Here is a 23,159-nt window from a genome sequence, read left to right as displayed (position 1 = left end):
TATTCACAAATGACAAATGATCATAAAAGCAAAAATATTTCAATGATATTTTATGTATAAGATCACGCACACAAGTTCAAGAATGAAGATTGCAGGAAGCCCAATGTAGAATTTGGGCTTCCTGATTTTATGTCGGAATAACAGCATACCAAGAACGGCACCAAAGATTCCGAATACTCCGGCAAGGATCAGGTGGGCTTCCGGGATGCGCCATTTGTGATGAATGGCTTTCCATTTGTCGATGCCATACAGGAAAAACACGATCAGATTGATCAGGATATATATACTTAAGAATAAATGATCTTTTATCAGTTCAAATAACATATGTGGTTATACTCCTTTCATCCGTACAGACTGTTTTCACAGAGAAGAAGTTCGTTCCTTCGCAGTTTCCAGTCAAGCAGATTTTCATTATATGCATTTTAAGATGATTTTTGTGGATTGTCTATATTTATATTCTTGAAGCCTGTTTGATACGGGCTTATAATGATGCATAAAATAAGAAAGAAGGACGAAAGATGAATATACAGATCAGAGAATATAAAGATTCAGACATACAGGAGATGAACCGCATCTGGAACCGTGTGGTAGATGATGGAGTTGCTTTTCCACAGGAGGATGACCTGACAGAGGAGACAGGCAGGGGATTCTTTGCAGGACAGACCTATACCGCGGTGGCAGAGGATACAGACACAGGAAAGGTGCTCGGACTTTATATCCTGCATCCAAATAATGTCGGACGCTGCGGTCATATCTGCAATGCCAGCTATGCGGTAGATGCGGATGTAAGAGGGCTTCATATCGGAGAGAAGTTGGTGTCTGACTGCCTGACGCATGCAAAGGCGCATGATTATCTGGTGCTGCAGTTTAATGCGGTGGTGGCTACGAATGTGCATGCAAGGCACCTCTATGAGAGGCTTGGATTTACGCAGCTTGGAACGATTCCGGGGGGCTTTCGCATGAAGGATGGCCATTACGAAGACATCTGCCCATATTACTTTGACCTGCGTGAACTTGGCAGATGATCGTTGTTAATTGAAAATTGATTTCAGACATGGAATGTCGGTCAGATAATATAATGCAAGACAGTAAAGATTTCTATTCGGTTCGTGCAACTGATTTGTCAGCAGTCGCCCAAACTCGTCCTTATGGACTCAAACATGGGCTTGATGCTGACGGTTAGCACAAACCTCATAACGAAATCTTCGCGATGTCTTAACATTTTATATTGCTTTTATTTTGTATCGGAACATTTAAAATATTAGCATGCTGCAATTATCTTATCTGCCAAGTCTTTATGGATCAAAGTAATATGTTTAATAAAATAAAATTTAAGAGCGAAGACAGTATGTGGCAGAAATATATAATGAAGAAAGCAGTATGTTTTCTTTACACAAGTCAATTAAAATGGTAAAATAATTAATGTGCGTAATAAGAACGATATAATTTATTTGATGTGTCAAATAAGACTTTAGAATAGAAATCAGGATAGATAATCATGTTTAAATATAGATTTTTTCAGGTGATCCTTGCGATTGCAGTTGTAATGCTGATCGTGTCGTCTGCGGTGTTTATCTCATTCCAGGGAGTGAATATCAGTGAGGCAGAGTACACATCAGAGATGACCGGACGAACATTTGAGACAGATGAAGCAGATGGTTCGGAAACTGCTCTGACGGAGTTCGAGGCGTGGCTGGAGTACAGTATCATTGCGGATGGACTGAAGGAAACCGGAAATAATGTTGATTTTGATAAAGGAAATGTGAAGCTTTACGACTATAACCTGACGCAGCTTAGACAGTTGAAGAAGGTGAAGGATGAGGCGAAACGAATGATGTTCCTGTCGGTGATCCTGCTTATCATAGGATTTCTGGCAGTAAAGAAAAGACGAATGTATGAATGTGTCGTATGGGGCGGCGTTGCAGCAAGTGTGATCGGAATGGTATCACTGATCCTGCTTGCGGTATCCGGAAGCGGCATTTTCTATGGCGTTCGTGAGATGGTATTTAAAGGCAGGTATGATGTATTTTTCTCAGGGGATGACAGACTGATCTCGCTGATCCCGGATAATCTGGGACTTCGGATGTTCCTGATCTATACAGGAGTGATACTTGCCGGACTTGTTATAACGATCATAGTACGACTGATAAGCTGGCGAAAGACACAGCCACACAAATTCTAATATATTCAGGAGGGTTATATGAACAAGAGAATCAACGATTGGATCAACTGGGTACTGTATGATGAACTGATCGCAGGTAAATTGAATGCACCAAAGCATCTGCTGGGTATTCATGAATATGGGGAAGGACAGATCATCACAGCCTATCGTCCACATGCGGTGGAAGTGAAGGTTACATCCAGAACAGGTAAAAAAGTTCATACGATGGAGAAGGTAACGGATGAGGGCTTCTATGCGATCTTTTTCCCTAAGAAGGAATTTAGCGGAACAAAATATAATCTGGTAACAACTTATGAGGATGGAACGACTGTTACGACAGCAGATCCATATGCATTTGACAGCCAGATTTCAGATTTTGATTCTTATTTATTTGCGGAAGGCAAGCACTACGAGATCTATAATAAATTTGGAGCACATCCGATGACGATCGATGGCGTAAAAGGAACTTATTTTGCGGTATGGGCTCCGGACGCGCGGAGAGTCAGCGTTGTCGGTGATTTCAATATGTGGGATGGTAATTTACATCCGATGCAGCTTCGACCAAACGGTGGAATCTATGAGCTGTTTATTCCAAATGTGCTTTCCGGTGCAGTATACAAATACCAGATTCTGACCCGTTATGATGAGGTCTTATATAAGAGTGATCCATACGGAAATCAGGCACAGATGCGTCCGGACAATGGTTCGGTTGTTGCAGATCTGACGTCCTACAAGTGGAAGGATACCGCATGGGTAAATAAGAGAAGAACCTATAGCAGAACAGATCGCATGAAGATGCCGATGACCATCTATGAGATGCATCTCGGTTCATGGAGAAAGAAAGTTGAAGACGATGACAGCGGCTTCTTCAGTTATAGAGAGTTAGCTCCGATGGTTGCGGATTATGTAAAGGATATGGGCTATACACATGTGGAGATCATGGGTATCGCAGAGTATCCGTTTGATGGTTCCTGGGGCTATCAGGTAACGAATTATTATGCACCGACATCCAGATACGGATCACCGGAAGATTTCATGTATTTTATTGACTATTTACATAGTAAGGGAATCGGTATCATCTTAGACTGGGTACCTGCACATTTCCCGAAGGATGCACACGGGCTTGGCAGATTTGATGGTATGCCGCTCTATGAGCATCCGGATCCAAGAAGAGGCGAGCATCCGGATTGGGGTACTTATATTTTCGATTATGGCAGAGCAGAGGTTGCAAACTTCCTGATTGCAAATGCACTTTTCTGGGTAGAGAAGTTCCATATCGATGCGTTACGGGTAGATGCTGTTGCATCCATGTTATATCTGGACTACGGTAAGCAGGATGGACAGTGGCTTCCAAATGAAAATGGCGGCAATGAGAACCTGGATGCAATTAAGCTGCTGCAGAATATCAATGCTATTATGGAAGAAAAGAATCCGGGAGCATTCCTGATCGCAGAGGAATCAACTGCATGGGCCGGTGTGACTGCTCCGGCATCCATGAACGGACTTGGCTTCCTGTTCAAATGGAATATGGGATGGATGAATGACTTCCTCGAGTACATGAAGATGGATCCATATTTCAGAAGCTTTAACCATAACAAGCTGACCTTCAGCTTATCCTATACATATGCAGAGAATTATGTTCTTGTCATTTCACATGATGAGGTCGTACATCTGAAATGTTCAATGATCAATAAGATGCCGGGAAGCGAACCTCAGAAATTTGCAAATCTTCGTCTGGCATATGGTTATATGTATGGTCATCCGGGCAAAAAGCTGTTATTCATGGGTCAGGAATTTGCACAGCCGCGCGAGTGGAGCGAGGCAAGAAGTCTTGACTGGTTTGTCCTTGACAATCCGTTGAATCAGGGTGTACAGCGTTGGGTAAAAGCGTTAAATAATCTGTACAATGCAAATGATGCGTTATATGCAAATGACAGCGATGTGATGGGCTTTGAGTGGATCAACTGTGACCATCCGGATAAGGGTGTGGTTTCATTTATCCGTCGAGGTTCTACACCAAGTAAGCAGTTGTTATTTATCTGCAATTTCGTGCCGGTTGAATATGATAATTATGAAGTTGGAGCACCTTGCTTCACAACATATAAAGAAGTTCTGAATTCCGATGACGTACAGTTTGGCGGAGCAGGCAGATTAAATAGTGGTAAGATTAAGGCAATCGATAAGAAGACAGAACGTATGCCTTATTCGATCAGTGTAACAGTACCGCCACTTTCTACTGTTGTTCTGGAATATGATTACACCGATGTAACACCGGAGGATATTCTGAAGAAGAAAGAGGCAGAAAAGAAAGCGGCAGCAGCAAAACGCGCGGCTGCGAAGAAAACGGCTGCGAAGAAAACTGCAACGGAAAAGAAGAATGTAGAGACGACGGAAGTTGTAAAAAAGGAGCCGGAGAAGAAGACGGCTGCGACAAAGACAAAAGAAACAGTAAGTAAGACGAATCCTGCACAGACAAAAGCGGCAGTTTCAAAGAAGACTACTAAGAAATAATAAAAAATGCTGGATCGTACTTGTGCGGTGCAGCATTTTTTGTAGGCATAAGGAGAAGACATGAAGATAGAAAAAGTAAGTACAGCGGATGCGGAGGAGCTTCTCGCCATTTATGCACCCTATGTAGAAGAAACAGCAATATCATTTGAATATGAAGTACCGTCTGTAGATGAATTCAGGAACAGGATCGAGCAGATCTCAGCAAAGTATCCATACATAAAGGCAGTCGTGGATGGGAAGATCGCAGGCTATGCATATGCAGCAGGTTTCAAAGACAGAAAGGCATATGACTGGTCAGTGGAAACAACGATATATATCCGAAAAGACTGCAGGCAGTTGGGGCTTGGCAAAGCCCTATATGAGAATCTGGAAAAACTACTGAAGGAAATGGGAATCCTGAACATGAATGCCTGTATCGCAAGTCCGGCAGCAGAGAGCGGACATCTGACGGATGACAGTTACAGATTCCATAAAAAAATGGGCTTTACGCTGGTTGGGCGTTTTCATAACAGCGGCTATAAGTTTTGTGAATGGTACGATATGATCTGGATGGAGAAGATGATCGGCGAGCACGAGAAGGATATGCCGGATGTAAGATTTGGTCAATGAAAAAGAAATTTATAAAAAACACTTGCAAAAAGATAATCCAAGCAATATAATATAGGAGAAGTGCAAAGAGGCACAGAGCGAGAAGCTCTGTGCCTCTTTAGTTTTCCAGGTATTAAGTTTTAGGAGGAAATTCAAATGAAAACAGGTACAGTAAAATGGTTTAATGCAAAAAAAGGATATGGATTTATCAGCGATGAGAATGGTGATGACATTTTTGTACATTTCTCAGCTTTAAATATGTCTGGTTTCAAAGTATTGGAGGAAGGCGACAAAGTTGAGTTCGAAGTAATTGAGGGAGAAAAAGGACCTCAGGCTGCAAATGTAACAAAGCTGTAAGCTGATACATAATGAAGATACCTCATGACAGATTATTGGTACTCAGAATTTTGAGAACCGATGATCGTCATGGGGTATTTTTTTGCGGCTTCTTGCGGAAATCATGATTATATATTAGAATAGCGGCACAGGAGAAAGAAAACATGAACAATCCAATGAAAGAATTAACAAAAAAGGAATGGATCATCTGGTTAGGATCTATTTGTATTGTATGCATATCGAACCTGCTGACAACCGATTTTGATCTGCTGACTCTGGTAGCAGCATTGGTAGGTGTAACTTCGCTGATCTTTGCAGCAAAGGGAAATGTATGGGCGCAGATCCTGATGGTGATATTCAGCATCCTTTATGGGATCATTTCCTATCGGTTCCATTACTGGGGCGAGATGATCACATACCTTGGCATGACAATGCCGATGGCGATCTGGTCTACGATCACATGGCTTAGAAATCCGTCCGGTGGAAACGGAAATGTCGTAAAGATCCAGAAGCTGAACCGGAAGCACATCATAGGGCTTATTATATCCGGCGTGATCGTAACGGCAGTATTTTATTATATTTTAGTTGTATTCGATACTCCGAATATTATATTCAGCACCATATCGATCATAACCAGTTTTCTGGCAGCAGCACTTACGATGCTCCGTTCCTCGTATTATGCAGTATGGTATGCGGCAAATGATATTGTACTGATCATTTTATGGGTGCTTGCCTCGATGGAGAACCCTGCCTATATTCCGGTCGTTGTGAATTTCGGTATCTTCTTTATCAATGATATGTATGGCTATATCAGTTGGAAGAGGCGGGAACGGATACAGCTGTAAAATGCAGAAAAAAGTGGGCTGTTGGTACTATTACTTTACACAAGAGAGTTTGTAGCTGTGGAGCTGAAGAAGTTATCGACTAATAAAAAACAGAATCCCCGCTATGGTGTGTTTTACTATTCATGAAGCAAGCCTTTTCTAACGCCGGTTCTTAGTGAGTCGCTATATGCGACGAGCTTAGCACCGTTGCGTTAGAATAGAGTGCAAACGACTTGCGGAATGAATATGTAGAACACACCATAGAGGGGATTCGTCCGTTTTCGTATGTGATTAGTTCTTCGAACAGCGGAACAGCAGATCCTCCCAACGGCGATCCACTTCCTCCTGATACTGAACGAGTAAATGCTCATTTTCAGGCTTGAATAAATGCTTGAAACGACCCTGTGTCCGTAAGAAGTCCTCGATCGGAAGCTTCTTCTTAGGAGAATAGCTTAAGATCCATTTGCCTTCGATGACTTCAAATAAAGGCCAGTAGCAGGTCTCAACCGCCAGCTTACAGATATCCATGATCTGTTCGGTAGGATAACGCCAGCCACGAGGACAAGGAGCCATAACATTTAAGAAAGCAGCACCCGGTGTGTAGATGGCTTTTTCGGATTTCTCATAGATATCACGCATGTTGCCAAGCAGAGTAGTCTGACCGACATAAGGGATATCATGAGCTGCCATAACCTGTGCCAGATCCTTACGGTTCTGCATCTTACCGTTTGACTGGGAACCGACAGGAGTGGTAGTTGTATCTGCATACATCGGAGTAGCAGAAGAACGCTGGATACCGGTATTCATGTAAGCACCGTTATCGTAGCAGACATATACCATGTCATGACCACGCTCCATAGCACCGGATAAAGACTGAAGACCGATATCGTAAGTACCGCCGTCACCGCCAAATGTTATGAATTTGTATGTTTCATCTAATTTACCCTTTTTCTTTAATACATGATAAGCAGTCTCTACACCGGAGAGGGTAGCACCTGCATTTTCAAATGCATTATGAATGTAACTGTCTTCGTAAGCAGTATATGGATACATGAAGGTGGAAACCTCCAGACATCCGGTAGCGTTACCGATAACTGCTTTGTCACCCTCATGAAGGGCACGGAGTACATTACGAACTGCGATCGTACCGCCGCAGCCTGCACACATTCTATGACCCGGAGCAAGACGCTCAGGCTTGTTCATTACTTCTTTAAAATTATATGCCATTTTGTCTTACCTCCTTACTTTCTAAGTCCAATATACTGATACTGTGGAATGGTCTTGCCCTGCTCGATCATTTCCTCTAACTGGTTAAATACATCGGTTGCTTCCACTGTTGTATAATCTCTGCCGCCAAGACCGTAGATATAGCTGACAGCCTTTGTAGAAGCTCCGATATCATACAGGTGCTCCTTGATCTCAGCGGATAAAGGACCGCCGCCTGCACGGAAGCCTTCGGAACGGTCTAAGATCGCAACTGCCTTTGTATGAGCCAGCGCCTTAGCAATTTCTTCACCTGGGAATGGACGGAAGACACGGAGCTTTAATAAGCCGACCTTCTTGCCCTGTGCGCGTAATGCATCGATTGCTTCTTTTGTCGTTCCTGCTGCGGAACCGATCATAACGATCGCATAATCAGCATCCTCTAATTTATATTCCTCAAAGAAGCCGTACTGTCTGCCTGAGATTTTTGCAAAATCATTCGCAACATCCAAGATCACCTGCTTGGCATTCTTCATAGCTTCGTTCTGATTCATTTTGGATTCCATATAGAATGGAGAAGTTGCATATGGACCGACTGCCATAGGCATCTTTGGATTCAACAGGTACTGTTCCGGATTGTATTCACCGACAAATGCTTTTACCTTGTCATCCTCTAACAGTTCGATATTCTCAACTGCGTGGCTGGTGATGAAACCATCCTGACAGATCATGATCGGAAGACGGACATCCTTGTGCTCTGCGATCCGGTAAGCCTGTACGAAATTATCATAAGCTTCCTGATTATTCTCTGCATAGATCTGGATCCATCCGGTATCTCTTGCACCCATACTGTCTGAGTGGTCGCAGTTGATGTTGATCGGGCCGGATAAAGCTCTGTTTACAAGAGCCAGTGCGATCGGCAGACGGTTGGAAGCTGCAACATAGAGCTCCTCCCACATCAGCGCCATACCGCAGGATGAGGTTGCTGTTAAGACACGGCAGCCGGCAGCACTTGCACCGATCGCAGCACTCATAGCACTGTGCTCACTCTCGACCGGAATAAACTCTGTGTCGATCTCACCATTTGAAATATATGTAGAAACAAACTGTGGAATCTCTGTAGAAGGGGTGATCGGGAATGCCGGCATGACATCCGGGTTGATCTGCTTGATCGCATAAGACACCGCTTCATTTCCTGATAAACGTTCTCTGATACCCATTTATTTGCCCTCCTTCATCGTAATAGCACCAAACTTACACTGATAAGCGCAGATACCGCAGCCCTTGCAGTGGTTCAGATCGAAGTCAAGACGTTTGCCGCCTACGACCGGGATGCAGCTGTCCGGACAGACCGGTGCACATAACAGACAGTGTACACATTTGCTCTCATCTATGACAGGAGTAGCAGTTCTCCATTCACCTGTGTTAAATGCTTTGGAAGTACCACCGCCGTACACATGGTTACCGGGGGTGATCTCTGTATATTTACTTTTCTCATGTATTCTGCTGATATCTGTTCTCATTACTTGGTTACCTCCTTAAATGCAAGCTCAAGGGCTTTCATATTTCCATCGATAACCTCAGGCTTCTTTGCAAATTTATGCTGATAGGAAAGTCTCATATCTGCAAGGAAATCATCCTGCTCCATGATACCGCTGACTGCAACGATAGCAGCAAGCATAGGAGAATTCGGGAAGTTCCTGCCGAGTGTCTGCATCGAGATCTCCCGGGCATCTAATGTATAAACTTTTCCTTTGTAGCCATTTAAATGAGGACGAACCTCATCCGGTGTCTTTGGGGTGTTAATGACGATCGCACCATCTTCTTTTAATCCGGCGGTTACATCCACGGATTCCAAGAGGGACTCGTCAACGACAACAACATACTGTGGGGTGTAGATATTGGAATGAACGCGGATCGGATCGCTGCTGATTCTGTTATAAGCAGTGATCGGTGCACCCATTCGCTCCGGACCATATTCCGGAAAACCCTGAACGTATTTTCCTGTTTTAAAAGCTACGTCTGCAAGCAGCAGAGCAGCAGTTTTGGCACCCTGGCCGCCCCGGCCATGCCATCTGATCTCAATCGTATCTTTCACTTTTTAATCTCTCCTTGTGACTATAAACGCATCGATATGTCAGAATGAATATAGAAATGATTTCCCTTATGATTTCAGACAAATAGAAGGTTTATTGAAAAAATTTCTTAATAAAACGTAGACTTTTTTATTATATCATGTATAAATAAGAAGTAAATAAAAATTTTTTTGTAAATAAGATAAGAAATTTGAACGAATAAAAAACGGAAAAGTGCAGGTAATAGGATTTTGTAATAGTGAAAAATGAGGTATAATGAATCGTATCAAGAATGTAAAAAAAGAGGAGAGAAAAATGTCAAAAGGGAAAAAAGTAAAGATCGTAATTGAGGGAATCATTCTGTTGTTTATTGTTTACTGTGTCGTTTTAAAGATGCTGCCGGTATCGACAGGAAGACTGTCAACATACGAAGAGATCAATGATGCAGTAGCAACAGCCGCTTCAAGGTATAAGAATACGGTTACGCTAAAGACAACAGGGGAACCGTATATGGATTATCAGTCGGTCCTTGACAAGTTGATGGAAAAGAATATGTATGCAGGTGGAGAATTCTATGCATTTTCTTATGTATATACGCCGGATTCAGGTGGAGAAAAAGTAGCGGTAAAGATCAATCATATGAGCCGGTTAAAAAGCTTTCTTGTATTTATCCGTTCCGGACAGATTTCGGGGAAGATAAAGGGGCTGTCAGATTACGAGAAGGTGAAAGCGGTACATGATTATATTATCTTACATAATGAATATAACCGCTCATCCGGTGGCGCATGTAATACTCTGTACAGAGGCGATTCGGCATGTAACGGATATGCGCTGGCATTTTATATCATTATGAAAAAAGCCGGAGTCCCGGTCACCTGTGAATATGGTTTTGGACTGGAATCCGAGCATCTGTGGAATCGGGTTCAGGTGGATGGACACTGGTATAATATCGATCTGACATGGGATGATCTTGGTGGACAGAATGTCGGATATGATTATTTCCTTAAATCTGATGCGGACTGGCAGGGACATGATCATGGCGGTTCCGATGCAGAAACCTCTATGGATGTGACAGGAAAGACGGCAGCGGAATATTATAGAATGTTCCCGAATTATAATGCGATCATGATCTGGTCGATCATCGGAGTGATTGCGGCAGGATTTGCATTATATATCTGGCTGCTTGACCGGAAGATGAAACGGAAGAAGTTAGAGAAAGCCCGTCTGGAAGCGCAGGAGGAAGCGCAGAGAATGGAAGAACTCCATAAGAGAATGCAGGTGGTTACAGGTGCATTTACAGATGAAGCGACCGTTCCGGCGAATGAAAATGCGGTCACGGACTATCAGACAGCACCATATACAACACAGATGGCAGAGAATGTAGATGAGACTACCATGAATCATGAACAACCTCAGACTGCGGATTCTGCTGAAAGTGCTTCACAGAATAAAGGCAGTGGTGCTCATTCAGGGTTCCGGTTGAAGCAGGATGATTAAAAATATTATAATGAAAACTTTCATCGGCATAGTTGTTCACAACTATGCCGATTTGTGTTAAAATAAACAGCGATTGACAAAATGAGAAAAAGAATCACCAACAAATTAGGAGGAAATAGAATGATTAAATTATTTGACAATGGTGCTTATCTTTTAAATGGCACAGAGCTTGTAGAAGACAATGTCGATGCAAATGCGATCCTTACACAGAAGTTAGGTACAGCTCCATCCAAGGAAGAAGCTGCAAAGAATACTATGGCATATGGTATCCTGGAGAAGCACAACACATCTGACAATATGGACAATCTTAAGATCAAATTCGATAAGATGACCTCTCATGATATAACATTTGTAGGTATTATCCAGACAGCAAGAGCTTCAGGACTGAAAGAATTCCCAATCCCTTATGTCCTTACAAACTGTCACAACTCCTTATGTGCAGTTGGTGGTACGATCAATGAGGATGACCACATGTTTGGTCTTTCCTGCGCAAAGAAATTCGGTGGTGTCTATGTTCCGCCTCATCAGGCTGTTATCCATCAGTTCGCAAGAGAAATGCTTGCAGAATGTGGCGCAATGATCCTTGGTTCCGACAGTCATACCCGTTATGGTGCGCTCGGTACAATGGCGATCGGCGAAGGCGGCGGAGAGCTTGCAAAGCAGCTCTTATGCAGAACTTACGATGTAGCTAAGCCCGGTGTAGTAGCAATCTATCTGGACGGAGAAGTTGCAAAGGGAGTAGGTCCTCAGGACGTTGCTCTTGCGATTATCGGTGCAACTTTCCAGTGCGGTTATGTTAAGAATAAGGTAATGGAATTTGTAGGACCTGGTGTTGATAAATTATCTGCTGATTTCCGTATCGGTATCGATGTAATGACAACCGAGACAACCTGTCTGTCCTCTATCTGGAAGACAGATGAGAAGATCAAGGAGTGGTATGATACACACTACAGACCGGAAGCATATAAGGAAATGAATCCGGGTTCTGTTGCTTACTATGATGGTGTTGTATATGTGGATCTGTCAAAGGTAAAACCAATGATCGCTATGCCATTCCATCCAAGCAATACATATACAATTGAAGAATTAAATGCAAACCTGATGGATATCTTAGACGACTGCGAGAAGCGCGCATTGGTTAGTCTGGACGGTAAGGTTGACTTCACATTAAAGGATAAAGTCCGTGATGGCAAGTTATATGTAGAACAGGGAATCATTGCCGGATGTGCCGGTGGTGGATTCGAGAACATCTGTCAGGCAGCGGATATCATCCGTGGAAGAAGCATCGGTGCAGATGAATTTACATTATCTGTATACCCTGCATCAACTCCTATCTATATGGAGCTTGCAAAGAACGGTGTACTGGCTGACCTGATCGAGACAGGTACGATCGTTAAGACAGCATTCTGCGGCCCTTGCTTTGGTGCCGGAGATACACCTGCAAATAATGCATTATCAATCCGTCATTCAACCAGAAACTTCCCGAACCGTGAAGGCTCCAAGATCCAGAATGGTCAGATCTCATCCGTTGCACTTATGGATGCACGTTCGATCGCAGCTACAGCAGCAAATAAGGGATACCTTACAGCAGCTACAGATCTGGATGTTGAATACAAGGGACAGAAATATTTCTTCGATAAGACCATTTATGACAGACGAGTTTACAATGGTGTCGGCAAGGCTGATCCATCTGTTGAGATCAAGTTTGGTCCGAATATCAAGGACTGGCCTGAGATGATCGCACTGACAGACAACCTGTTATTAAAGGTTGCATCTGTTATTAACGATCCTGTAACAACTACAGATGAACTTATTCCATCCGGTGAGACATCTTCCTACCGTTCAAATCCGCTTGGACTTGCTGAGTTCACTTTATCCAGAAAGGATCCTGAATATGTAGGCCGTGCAAAGGCAATTCAGGCAGTTGAGAAGAAGAGAGAAGAACTTGGATGCTTCTGCAAAGCAGATGAATCCATGAAGCCTATGATGAAAGAGATCAAAGCAAAATTTGCAGATCGTGAGATCACAGGTTCCAATACCGGTTACGGTAGTACGATCTTTGCTGTAAAGCCGGGTGATGGTTCTGCCAGAGAGCAGGCTGCTTCCTGCCAGAAGGTACTTGGCGGCTGGGCAAACATTGCCAAGGAATATGCAACAAAGCGTTACAGATCCAACCTGATCAACTGGGGTATGCTTCCATTCATCATGGAGGAAGATTTCGCATTTGATAATGATGATTATGTATTTATTCCGGGTATCCGTGAGGCTGTTCAGAATAAGGACGAGATCATCAAGGCATATGTGGTAAATAAAGACTTCAAGGAATTAGACCTGAAGCTTGGAAGCCTGACCGATGATGAGAGACAGATCATCATGGATGGCTGCCTGATCAACTACTATAAGAACAACTAAGGTATTCTAATATAATAATTTCCTTACAAGGTGAGTCCTACCTATAAGTGGAAGTTGTAAAAGCGTTGAAACCGCTGCTGGTGGTTTCACAAATATGGCTATGTCTTATGACATAGCCATATTTATATTATAAGAAGGAGAGAAACAACATGATATATATAGGAAATCATCTGTCGTCCTCCAAAGGCTTTGAGGCTATGGGAAAGGCGGCATTAAAACTTGGTGCAAATACATTTGCATTTTTCACAAGAAATCCAAGGGGCGGAAAGGCGAAAGAGATCGATCCGGCAGATGCGAAACGGTTACGTTCCCTGATGGAGGAGCATCATTTCGGAAAACTGGTCGCACATGCACCATATACAATGAACGTCTGTGCAGCAAAACCGGATATTCGGGAGTTCTCATGTAATATCTTAAAGGATGATATGGAGCGGATGGAGTATCTTCCGGGAAATTATTATAATTTCCATCCGGGCGCACATGTTGGTCAGGGAGCAGAAGAAGCCATACCGGTAATTGCCGATGCATTAAATCATGCGATCAAACCGGATCAGAGTACAGTCGTATTACTGGAAACAATGGCAGGCAAAGGCTCGGAAGTCGGAAGAAATTTTGAAGAACTGGAACGTATCATAGAGCTGGTTGACTGCGAGGATAAGATCGGGGTATGCTTTGATACCTGTCATACATGGGATGGTGGCTATGATCTTGTGGAAGATCTGGATGGTGTACTTCACACGTTTGATCAGATCATCGGACTTGACCGCTTAAAGGCTGTTCATCTAAATGACAGCATGAATGTGAGAGATTCACACAAAGACCGACATCAGAAGATTGGAGAGGGTGAGATCGGAGCAGAAGCATTAAAACGGATCGTAACGCATCCATTGCTTGCAGGCAGACCATTTATCTTAGAGACACCAAATGATGATGCAGGATATGCAAGAGAGATAGCAATGATAAAGAGCTGGGCGGATGAAAGCATGGAGTAATTGTAAGGATAACAGATAAAATAAAAACTGCCACTATCAGAATGGTTACCCAATAACGGCTTCATTCTGACAGTGGCAGTTTTTAATATTACCAATGAATCAGTTCAATCTTATTTCTCTGTTTTCACTAATTCCGATAATGAAGTTGCAAGTCCTGCAACACCCTGAATATCAGATGGAATAATGATCTTGGTTGACTTGCCGTCGGCAGCCTTTGCGAAAGCTTCCAGACTCTTGATCGTAAGAACCTGATTAGATGGAGCAGATTCATTTAAGAGACGGATACTGTCTGCATTTGCCTGCTGTACAGCGAGGATAGCCTGTGCCTGACCTTCAGCTTCACGGATCGTTGCTTCCTTCTTAGCTTCTGCGCGAAGAATCTGTGACTGCTTCTCAGCTTCTGCTTCCAGGATAACGGACTGTTTGTTACCTTCTGCAATAAGGATTGCGGATTTCTTTTCACCTTCTGCTTTCAGGATCTGTTCACGTCTTTCACGTTCTGCCTTCATCTGTTTTTCCATGGCATCCTGAATCGCTGCAGGTGGGATAATATTCTTTAGCTCAACACGGTTTACCTTGATGCCCCAAGGATCAGTTGCTTCGTCCAGGGTAGCACGCATCTTTGTGTTGATCGTCTCTCTGGATGTCAGTGTCTGGTCAAGTTCGAGATCACCGATGATGTTACGGAGAGTAGTGGCTGTCAGGTTTTCGATTGCCATGATCGGATTTTCAACACCATAGCAGAAAAGCTTTGGATCTGTGATCTGGAAGAAAACGACAGTATCGATTCTCATTGTAACGTTATCTTTCGTGATAACCGGCTGTGGAGCGAAGTCTACAACCTGTTCCTTTAAGGTAACACGACGTGCGATCTTATCGATAATAGGCATCTTCATATGAAGACCTACGGACCATGTACCGCAGTAGGTTCCCAGACGTTCGATAACGTAAGCGTGTGCCTGTGGGACGATCTTGATTGTGCTGCAGATAATAATGATAGCAATGAATACTAAGATAATTACTAGCCATGTGAGTGGTGAATCCATAATAAGTACCTCCTTTAAGTGGCGACAGATATAGTATCTGTCAAATTAAATAAATTATATTCTGCTGACAATAAGTTTTACGCCGGAAACCTCATTGATCGTGACTTCGGTTCCCTGGGGAATAATATCAGTTTCATCAGCAGCACGTGCGGTCCATTCGAGACCATTTACTTTTACCTGCCCGGTAGCCTTTAGATTATCAATGGTTTCAGATACGATCACCTGTTTGCCGACCAGACTTTCAACATTTGTTTTTTCCATATCGGATAATTTGAAATGTTTTAAAGCCACAGGCCTTGTAGTAAACAGAAGAACTAATGAAATAACTGCAAAGATCAATATCTGGATGATCAGTGATGTACCAAAGAATACAGAGATCGCAGATACCAAAGCTCCTCCCGCGAACCAGATGGTTGTAAGTCCGAGAGTAATGATTTCGATAATTATACAGACCATAAAGATAACGGACCAGATAATTAATTGACAGATTAATTCATTTTCCATAAGAACACCTCCTTTATGCCTCCCCGGTCTTAGGTAAAATATGTTTTGTGGTTTGTTAAGAACCCTTAAACATGTCACTATTTTACTATGTAACTAAAGTGTCGACAATGCTTTTTTCAAAAATATAGGGTTATTTAAGGTTCATTTTTTGAACGATTTTGGATTTGGTAAAGTCATGGTTAAATCTATTTAAAATCTATTAAAAATGGGAAATTCTATTGCCTGACTTTTTGAAACAGTATATAATTTTTTCAGGTTGTTTATAATTATATGTAAGAATAAATCCATTGATGTGTTGTTATAGGAATGGAATGAAACGACATATCTGATATTGGGTTTTGAATGTGGAAAGGGAAAGGTTATCAGACAAAATTGGGAAATGAAAGAAAAAGACGGCTGTTTAAGGCGGGAACGATCATATTTCTGGTAATTGCAGCAGCGCTTGTATTTAATAAGATATTGGAGGAGTGGACAGGCTTTCGGAAGGTATTGGATACGATAACCGGGGCGGCAGCACCGATTATAATTGGTTTTGTGATCGCTTTTTTGTTGAATCCGGTGCTTATCTTTTTTGATCGTCTGTGTCATACGATCTTGCAGGATCGGGTGATCAAAGACAAGAAAAAACTGTTTCATGTATCAAGAGCCATATCGATCATTATAACGATCATTTTGTTCCTTGGTCTGCTCACGGGTTTGATCTGGATGGTAGTGCCACAGGTCATCGACAGTATCAATCTTCTTATATCCAATATGGATAATTACTATAATAATATCATGAAGGCGATCAATACCATTTATGATAAATTCAAGAACCTTGGCGAATCCGAAGAAATGGTAATGAATGTCGTAAACACTGTATATGACCGCTTACAGAAATGGGTAAATACAGATGTTGTTCCGAATCTGGATAAGATTGTATTGAATATCAGCTCCGGTGTTGTGGGCGGATTGAAGTTCATTTATAATTTCCTGATCGGTATTGTAGCATCTATCTATGTGATGGCGAATAAGGAATATTTGGCTTCCAGAGGCAAGAAAATCGTCTATGCACTGTTTAAACTGAAAAACGCGAATATCATTCTGGATGGACTTGCAAGTGTAAATAAGATATTCAGTCAGTTTATCAATGGTAAGATCGTGGATTCGATCATAATCGGGATTATAACATTTATTTTGACAACGATCGTAGATATGCCATATGCATTGCTGATCAGTGTTATCATTGGTGTGACAAATGTAATTCCGTTTTTTGGTCCGATCATCGGTGCGATCCCATGTGTGTTTATTGTTCTGATCGCAGATCCGATCAAGAGTATCATATTGCTTATCATGATCCTGTGTATTCAGCAGTTTGATGGAAATATTTTAGGACCAAAGATCCTTGGTGATGTAACGGGACTTTCCAGCTTCTGGGTTCTGACCGCGGTTATCGTAGGTGGTGGTATCTTCGGATTCTACGGAATGCTGCTGGGTGTTCCGGTATTTGCATGTATCTACATGTATATCAATAAGACATGTACCGACAAGCTGGAAAAGAAGCATATGGTATCGGTGTCCTCGGAATTTGAGCGAATCAAACGGATCGATGAAGAAACCGGAAAGCCAATCTATCTGACAGAGGAAGAGGAGGATATCCGTTTTCATAAAAAAACTCCGGAGGAAAAAGCAGCTGCAAAGGCAGAACGTGAGGCGAAGCGACATGCGAAGAGGTTATATCAGCAGATTGAGAAAGTGATGCATGCGGAGAAAGCAGATGATCAGTTGGCAGCAACGGAGCATGGAGCTGAAAAGAAGAGCAGTGATGACGACAAAGATGATCAGATGTAGGAAACGTAGCATATTCAGAAATGACAGGGCACATATAGTGTAGCTTTATGTGATAGAATAAGCCGGCAGATATCTATGGGGTATTTTAAACACAAATACCCGGTCATAGCTCTGCCGGCATTCCGTTTGTAATGAGATAAAATGAAAGTAAAATTACTTGCTTGCTTATCATACAAATCGATTTAATTTTTCGTCATAGTTAAAGCCGGCAGATGCCAGTTTTTCGGATACTTCATTTACATTCAGATTCAGATCTGCACATAATTCATCCAGACTCGGATAAAAATCGCGAAGCTTCATATTAATAAAACTAAGGAGCATAACAGGATCTTTTGGAATATTTGAATTAGCCATAGGTGGAAAACCTCCTTTTATAAAAATCTTTTACATATTTTATTTGTAATAAGTATAAAAAACTGGTATATATATAGGGTATTGGAAACGTGTGCCATTTCCGATGTCAGTATAGCAGACGCTGGAAATATGTGCAACCGGATAGAATGGTAGCTGATCGCTTGGTAGTCGGTTACATAATAATCAGGAGAAACAATCATGCAGAATGATAATGGAAAGAAGAAAATAAAGAAGCCGTCCGGTATGAGGACAAATTTTGCTTTTCAGGCGGCAGTACTTGCAGGTGCAGGTATATTATCCCGAGTGATCGGTCTCTTATATCGGTCGCCGTTATTTCAGATTATCGGAGATGAGGGAAACGGATATTATGGTACAGCGTATGCAATCTATTCCATGATATTGATGATCGCAACTTACAGCATTCCGACGGCGGTTTCTAAGATCATTTCAGGGAAATTGGCCTTGGGAGAATACAGAAATGCGAGACGAGTATTTAAATGCGCTTTTATCTATGTAGTATCTGCCGGGTTGGTGGCAGGTATCCTGACATTTGCATTTGCACCGGTTCTGGTAAAGGAACAGCCAAATGCGATTTTAAGCTTACAGATCCTCGCACCGACAATATTTCTGTCGGGCTTTCTTGCTATTTACAGAGGCTATCTTCAGGCATATAAAACGATGATTCCGACCTCTATATCACAGATTATAGAGCAGATTGCAAATGCAGTTGTCAGCGTTCTGGCTGCCCATCTGATGTCCAGACCATTTGCACCGGGAACCTCTGAACATGCAAAATATGGTGCAGCAGGCAGTGCAATGGGAACAGGGGCAGGTGTTCTCTGTGGAATTATTTATATTCTGATCGCATATGCAGGAAGAAGAAAAGAAATCATGGAGACAGTAGAGACTGATGTTTCGTCGAATGTAGAATCATATGGAAAGTTATTCCGGCAGATCGTAATGATCGTAACACCAATCATTATTGCTGCATTTGTGTATAATATTACGACCACCGTAGATATGAAGATTTTCTACAATGTCTTAAACAGTAAAAATGTAGATCGTGTTGAATCTGCAAATTTGTACGGTATTTTTTCCGGTCAGTATATGGTGCTGATCAATCTTCCGGTATCAATTGCATCTGCGGTTGGAACAACCCTGATACCGAATATTTCGGGAGCATTTACCAAGGGTGATAAAGAGGAAACGAATCATGTATACAATCAGTCCATGAGTATCACGATGATGGTGACGATACCATGTGCTGTCGGAATCGGTGTGTTATCAGAACCGATCATCACGCTGTTGTTCCGTGGCGCGGATCCGCTGGTATTTAAGGCATTGACTGCCGGCTGCATATCTGTGGTATTTTATTCATTATCAACACTTACAAACAGTATCTTGCAGGGAATCGGAAAGGTTATGGAGCCGGTGAAGAATGCGACACTTGCATTGTTGATCCATTTAGTATTTCTTGCTGCTATTTTGAAATTTACAGATGCGAAGCTGTTCGGTCTGGTAGCGGCTACGATCCTGTATTCATTACTGGCATGTATCTTTAACCATATATCTGTATCCAAATATATGTCTACAAAGCTTGATGTGAAGAAGATCTATCTTGCTCCTGCTGTTGCGTCGATATTTATGGGAATCGTTGCATGGGGCAGTTATCAGATCTTCTACCACCTGATCCATATGAATTCAGTCAGTGTTGTTCTGGCAATCCTGCTTGCAGTTATTTTCTATGCAGCAGCTATTCTGGCAGTCGGAGGATATACGAAGGAAGAAATCCTTGCTATGCCAAAGGGAACCCTGATCCTGAAGCTTGCAGAAAAACTACATCTGGTGAGAGAGTAGAGAAAGGAACGTGTGATAATTAACTCCCAGATTATTGCACTAAAACAAAAGATGAGCAAATTTAAAAAAATGATCATGCGTATGGCAGACCGGCTTGACAGCAGCTGCGCGCTGGGTGCGATCCGACAGGGTATGATCATGATGATCCCGCTTCTTGTAGTCGGGTACCTGGCGGCGATGTTGATCAATCTACCGATTCCTGCATATCAGACGTTTATAGCGAAATTGTGTGGTGGACATGTACTGGAAATTCTGAATTTCGTATATGCCAGTGTTAATGAGTTCTTTGCTGTTTTTCTGGCAGTAACAACAACGGTCAGTTATGCCATTATGAAACGGAGAAAGCAGGAAATCTATGAAGGTACAGGAAATATTATCATTTTAGTAATTATCACACTGGCTGCTCTGGTAGGGTATTTCGGAATCCAGTACGATGATTTTTCCATTCATTCGTTAAGCAATATGCATGCATTTACGGCACTGTTTGTTGCGCTTATTTCCGGTAAGATCTATTACACAATGAAGAGCAGTCGTTTCTTCAAGGTGAAAAATCAGCGTACGAATACGGACGGTATCTATATTGAAGCAATCGAAGGAATTGCTCCGGCGGTTGTCATTATTGGATTTTTTGCGTTTTTTCGAATTTTGTTACAGGTATTATTTGGAGTAAGCGGTTTTCAGGAATTGGTTGAACGCTTTTTTGATTACCTGTTAAAGCCATTACAGAATGGACTGGGAGCAGGAGTGGTCATTATTTTTCTGACACATGCGTTATGGTTCTTTGGAATTCATGGACACAATATGTTAGACACAGTGATCAAGCAGAATTTTTCTGATATAACAGCCGGAATTTTCAGCAAGACAATGCAGGATGTATTTGTACTTCTGGGAGGAGTGGGAGCCGTTTTGTGTCTGGTGATTGCGATCCTGTTGTTTGCGAAAAAGAAGGGTGTTCGGAATCTTGCATATATGGCAGCACCGAGTTTGGTCTTCAATATCAGTGAAATTGTCTTATTTGGAGTTCCTGTGATTTTGAATCCTATTCTACTGATCCCATTTATGCTTGTACCGATGGTGAATTATCTGGTCACTTATGCTGCAATGTTCTTTGGACTTGTTCCGCACGTGATACATGAAGTTGATTGGACGACGCCTGTTATTCTGAGTGGGTATCAGGCTACCGGTTCCTGGGCAGGAGCAGTTTTGCAGATCCTGTGTCTGGCAATTGGTGTGTGTATTTATAAACCATTTATTCGTATGTATGAAGAACAGCGGGAACTGCGTCTGAAACGTGATGTCAAAAGACTGGTGGAGGAGATGCAGCGCGAGGAGCAGAACAATTCCATCTCACCATATACAAAGCGTGAAGATGAGATCGGACATATGGCCCGTATCCTGGCAGATGAACTTGTTGAAGCAATCAGACGGAAAGAATTGTTCTTAGTGTATCAGCCACAGGTGAACCGTGATGGCAGGTGCATTGGTGCAGAAGCGTTGATCCGTTGGGAGCATCCGGAATTTGGATTTATCTATCCTCCGTTGATCATACAGCTTGCCAAGGAAAAGAAGGTACTTAGTACGTTAGAGAAATTTATCTTTGATACGGCAGGTGCGGCACTGGCACAGGTAAGGGATATCGTACCGGATGATTTCAAGATGTCGGTCAATCTTACAAATGAATCTCTGGAATGGGATGGCATTGAAGCATGTATCGAAAATGTTGTACAGAAATACCAGTTTCCAAATGTACAGCTCGGACTTGAGATCACGGAGCAGGATGCACTTTCTTCGTCCATTGATATAACGAAAAAGATTGAAGCATTGAAGGCGAAAGGTCACAGATTCCTGATCGATGATTTTGGTATGGGACATACGTCGCTGGTTTATTTGCAGACGAAGTATTTTAACATTGTAAAGCTGGATGGATCTCTGACGAGAGACGTTATTCATAATGAAACGAATCGTGATATCATTGCATCAATCGTCTATCTGGGCAGATCTTTGAAATTCAAGATTATTGCTGAATATGTAGAGAATGAAGCTCAGAGAGATGAACTGAAAAAACTTGGCTGTGATGCATTCCAGGGCTATCTCTACAGCAAGCCGATTAAACTTGATGAACTTATGTCGTGGATCAAAGGGTCAGGACATGAAAGCTGAGACATAAACTAAAAAACTCCATGTCCGGTGTCTATATATCTTTATTTCGCAGAACACTTTCGTTCGATCCGGAACGTATCGGTACTAAACTCATCACCTGTTGGTGATTCGTTAAGAACCGACGTTCCGGATAGGTCTGCTTCATAAAATATATAGACACCGGGCATGGAGTTTTTCTGTTATCGTGTGGTGGCTTTGTATGCTTATGCCATCATAGATGTAAGGATCTGGTTGACCAGTTTTCCGTCAGCTTTGCCTTTAACCTTAGGCATCAGCTCTTTCATGATCTTGCCTTTGTCTTTGGCTGTTGGAGCGTCGATACCAAGACCTGCAAGAACTTCTTTGATCGTAGCAGTGATCTCTGCTTCATCCATCATCTTTGGTGCGAATTCTTCGAATACAGTGATTCTTGCCTTGCATTCATCTATAATATCGGTACGATCAGCAGGTGTTGTATCGATTGTTTCTTTTGCGAGCTTGATCTCTCTTAATACAACTTCATTTTCTTCTTCCTCTGTCAGATCAGCACGTTTGTCTATAAATTTATTTTTCAAGGCTGTAAGGAGTGCGGATAATGCGTCCTTTCTCTCTTTATCATGTGCCTTCATAGCGGCCATCATTTCGCTTCTGACTTCATCAATTTTACTCATTATATTCATACCTCCGTATAAAGTTATATATAGGTAATTGCAAAACTGTCGATGTTTTGTAATTGCTTCACATATTGTGATCGGACAGGTTTACAACCTGTCGCTCCTTATTATAGCACCGGAAAAGCGATAATTTCAATATGGCAACTGTATTTGAAT

The 23,159-nt window shown here is 42.2% G+C and carries 21 protein-coding genes; 12 read left to right on the top strand and 9 right to left on the bottom strand.

Annotated elements, in window-relative coordinates:
- Positions 1–39 precede the first annotated feature (39 nt).
- Positions 40–324: a DUF1294 domain-containing protein gene (locus CLOL250_RS11405; RefSeq protein WP_008402665.1), complete on the bottom strand. Its 285-nt coding sequence runs from the start codon at positions 322–324 to the stop codon at positions 40–42.
- A gap of 194 nt (positions 325–518) precedes the next feature.
- On the opposite strand from CLOL250_RS11405, the gene CLOL250_RS11400 reads away from it, so the two are divergent.
- From CLOL250_RS11400 to pnuC, 6 genes are all read left to right on the top strand, one after another.
- On the top strand, positions 519–1,025 hold the full coding sequence (locus tag CLOL250_RS11400; RefSeq protein WP_008402664.1) for a GNAT family N-acetyltransferase: 507 nt from the start codon (positions 519–521) through the stop codon (positions 1,023–1,025).
- Positions 1,026–1,498: 473 nt separating this feature from the next.
- On the top strand, positions 1,499–2,182 hold the full coding sequence (locus tag CLOL250_RS11395) for a hypothetical protein (RefSeq protein ID WP_008402661.1): 684 nt from the start codon (positions 1,499–1,501) through the stop codon (positions 2,180–2,182).
- 18 nt (positions 2,183–2,200) lie between these two features.
- Positions 2,201–4,672, top strand: a complete 2,472-nt coding sequence (glgB, locus tag CLOL250_RS11390; RefSeq protein WP_008402660.1) for a 1,4-alpha-glucan branching protein GlgB — start codon at positions 2,201–2,203, stop codon at positions 4,670–4,672.
- 60 nt (positions 4,673–4,732) lie between these two features.
- Complete coding sequence (locus tag CLOL250_RS11385) at positions 4,733–5,281, top strand: GNAT family N-acetyltransferase (RefSeq protein ID WP_008402658.1); 549 nt, start codon at positions 4,733–4,735, stop codon at positions 5,279–5,281.
- Positions 5,282–5,416: 135 nt separating this feature from the next.
- Positions 5,417–5,617: a cold-shock protein gene (locus tag CLOL250_RS11380; RefSeq protein WP_008402657.1), complete on the top strand. Its 201-nt coding sequence runs from the start codon at positions 5,417–5,419 to the stop codon at positions 5,615–5,617.
- Between the two features lie 143 nt (positions 5,618–5,760).
- Entirely contained in the window at positions 5,761–6,441 is a 681-nt protein-coding gene (pnuC, locus tag CLOL250_RS11375; protein ID WP_008402656.1) for a nicotinamide riboside transporter PnuC, read from the top strand.
- A gap of 270 nt (positions 6,442–6,711) precedes the next feature.
- Here pnuC and CLOL250_RS11370 read toward each other — a convergent pair whose 3' ends face one another.
- Genes CLOL250_RS11370 through CLOL250_RS11355 form a run of 4 tightly spaced genes read right to left on the bottom strand, consistent with a single transcriptional unit; the run spans position 6,712 to position 9,721 of the window.
- Positions 6,712–7,647: a thiamine pyrophosphate-dependent enzyme gene (locus CLOL250_RS11370; RefSeq protein ID WP_008402654.1), complete on the bottom strand. Its 936-nt coding sequence runs from the start codon at positions 7,645–7,647 to the stop codon at positions 6,712–6,714.
- 14 nt (positions 7,648–7,661) lie between these two features.
- Positions 7,662–8,843 (bottom strand): 2-ketoisovalerate ferredoxin oxidoreductase subunit alpha, encoded by a 1,182-nt coding sequence (porA, locus tag CLOL250_RS11365; protein WP_008402653.1) that lies wholly within the window; start codon positions 8,841–8,843, stop codon positions 7,662–7,664.
- Entirely contained in the window at positions 8,844–9,146 is a 303-nt protein-coding gene (locus CLOL250_RS11360; RefSeq protein ID WP_008402652.1) for a 4Fe-4S binding protein, read from the bottom strand.
- Positions 9,146–9,721, bottom strand: a complete 576-nt coding sequence (locus CLOL250_RS11355) for a 2-oxoacid:acceptor oxidoreductase family protein (RefSeq protein WP_008402650.1) — start codon at positions 9,719–9,721, stop codon at positions 9,146–9,148. The genes CLOL250_RS11360 and CLOL250_RS11355 overlap by 1 nt, the downstream gene beginning before the upstream one ends.
- 292 nt (positions 9,722–10,013) lie before the next feature.
- Between CLOL250_RS11355 and CLOL250_RS11350 the strand changes: the two genes are divergently transcribed.
- The 3 genes from CLOL250_RS11350 to CLOL250_RS11340 all read left to right on the top strand — a co-directional run bounded on the left by CLOL250_RS11350 (position 10,014) and on the right by CLOL250_RS11340 (position 14,599).
- Complete coding sequence (locus CLOL250_RS11350) at positions 10,014–11,195, top strand: transglutaminase domain-containing protein (protein ID WP_274922286.1); 1,182 nt, start codon at positions 10,014–10,016, stop codon at positions 11,193–11,195.
- A 120-nt stretch (positions 11,196–11,315) separates the two neighbouring features.
- Entirely contained in the window at positions 11,316–13,607 is a 2,292-nt protein-coding gene (locus CLOL250_RS11345) for a hydratase (RefSeq protein ID WP_044946070.1), read from the top strand.
- 149 nt (positions 13,608–13,756) lie between these two features.
- Complete coding sequence (locus CLOL250_RS11340) at positions 13,757–14,599, top strand: deoxyribonuclease IV (protein ID WP_008402647.1); 843 nt, start codon at positions 13,757–13,759, stop codon at positions 14,597–14,599.
- 110 nt (positions 14,600–14,709) lie between these two features.
- Here CLOL250_RS11340 and CLOL250_RS11335 read toward each other — a convergent pair whose 3' ends face one another.
- Positions 14,710–15,645 carry an SPFH domain-containing protein gene (locus CLOL250_RS11335; protein WP_008402646.1) on the bottom strand — a complete coding sequence of 312 codons (936 nt, stop codon included), beginning with the start codon at positions 15,643–15,645 and terminating at the stop codon, positions 14,710–14,712.
- A 54-nt stretch (positions 15,646–15,699) separates the two neighbouring features.
- On the bottom strand, positions 15,700–16,149 hold the full coding sequence (locus CLOL250_RS11330) for an NfeD family protein (RefSeq protein WP_008402645.1): 450 nt from the start codon (positions 16,147–16,149) through the stop codon (positions 15,700–15,702).
- A 342-nt stretch (positions 16,150–16,491) separates the two neighbouring features.
- Between CLOL250_RS11330 and CLOL250_RS11325 the strand changes: the two genes are divergently transcribed.
- Positions 16,492–17,979 carry an AI-2E family transporter gene (locus tag CLOL250_RS11325; protein ID WP_008402644.1) on the top strand — a complete coding sequence of 496 codons (1,488 nt, stop codon included), beginning with the start codon at positions 16,492–16,494 and terminating at the stop codon, positions 17,977–17,979.
- Between the two features lie 168 nt (positions 17,980–18,147).
- Here the strand turns inward: CLOL250_RS11325 and CLOL250_RS11320 are convergent, their stop codons facing one another.
- Positions 18,148–18,333: a DUF4250 domain-containing protein gene (locus CLOL250_RS11320; protein ID WP_008402643.1), complete on the bottom strand. Its 186-nt coding sequence runs from the start codon at positions 18,331–18,333 to the stop codon at positions 18,148–18,150.
- A 198-nt stretch (positions 18,334–18,531) separates the two neighbouring features.
- On the opposite strand from CLOL250_RS11320, the gene CLOL250_RS11315 reads away from it, so the two are divergent.
- Complete coding sequence (locus tag CLOL250_RS11315; protein ID WP_008402642.1) at positions 18,532–20,190, top strand: putative polysaccharide biosynthesis protein; 1,659 nt, start codon at positions 18,532–18,534, stop codon at positions 20,188–20,190.
- Positions 20,191–20,241: 51 nt separating this feature from the next.
- Positions 20,242–22,350, top strand: coding sequence for a PTS sugar transporter subunit IIC/EAL domain-containing protein (locus CLOL250_RS11310; RefSeq protein WP_274922285.1), 2,109 nt, complete (start codon positions 20,242–20,244; stop codon positions 22,348–22,350).
- Positions 22,351–22,553: 203 nt separating this feature from the next.
- On the opposite strand, the gene CLOL250_RS11305 is transcribed toward CLOL250_RS11310, so the two are convergent.
- Complete coding sequence (locus CLOL250_RS11305) at positions 22,554–23,000, bottom strand: GatB/YqeY domain-containing protein (RefSeq protein ID WP_021944919.1); 447 nt, start codon at positions 22,998–23,000, stop codon at positions 22,554–22,556.
- Positions 23,001–23,159: the final 159 nt, after the last annotated feature.

The organism is Clostridium sp. L2-50 (genome assembly GCF_000154245.1).
Lineage (GTDB): Bacteria > Bacillota > Clostridia > Lachnospirales > Lachnospiraceae > Coprococcus.
This window is presented reverse-complemented; position numbering and strand designations above follow the sequence as displayed.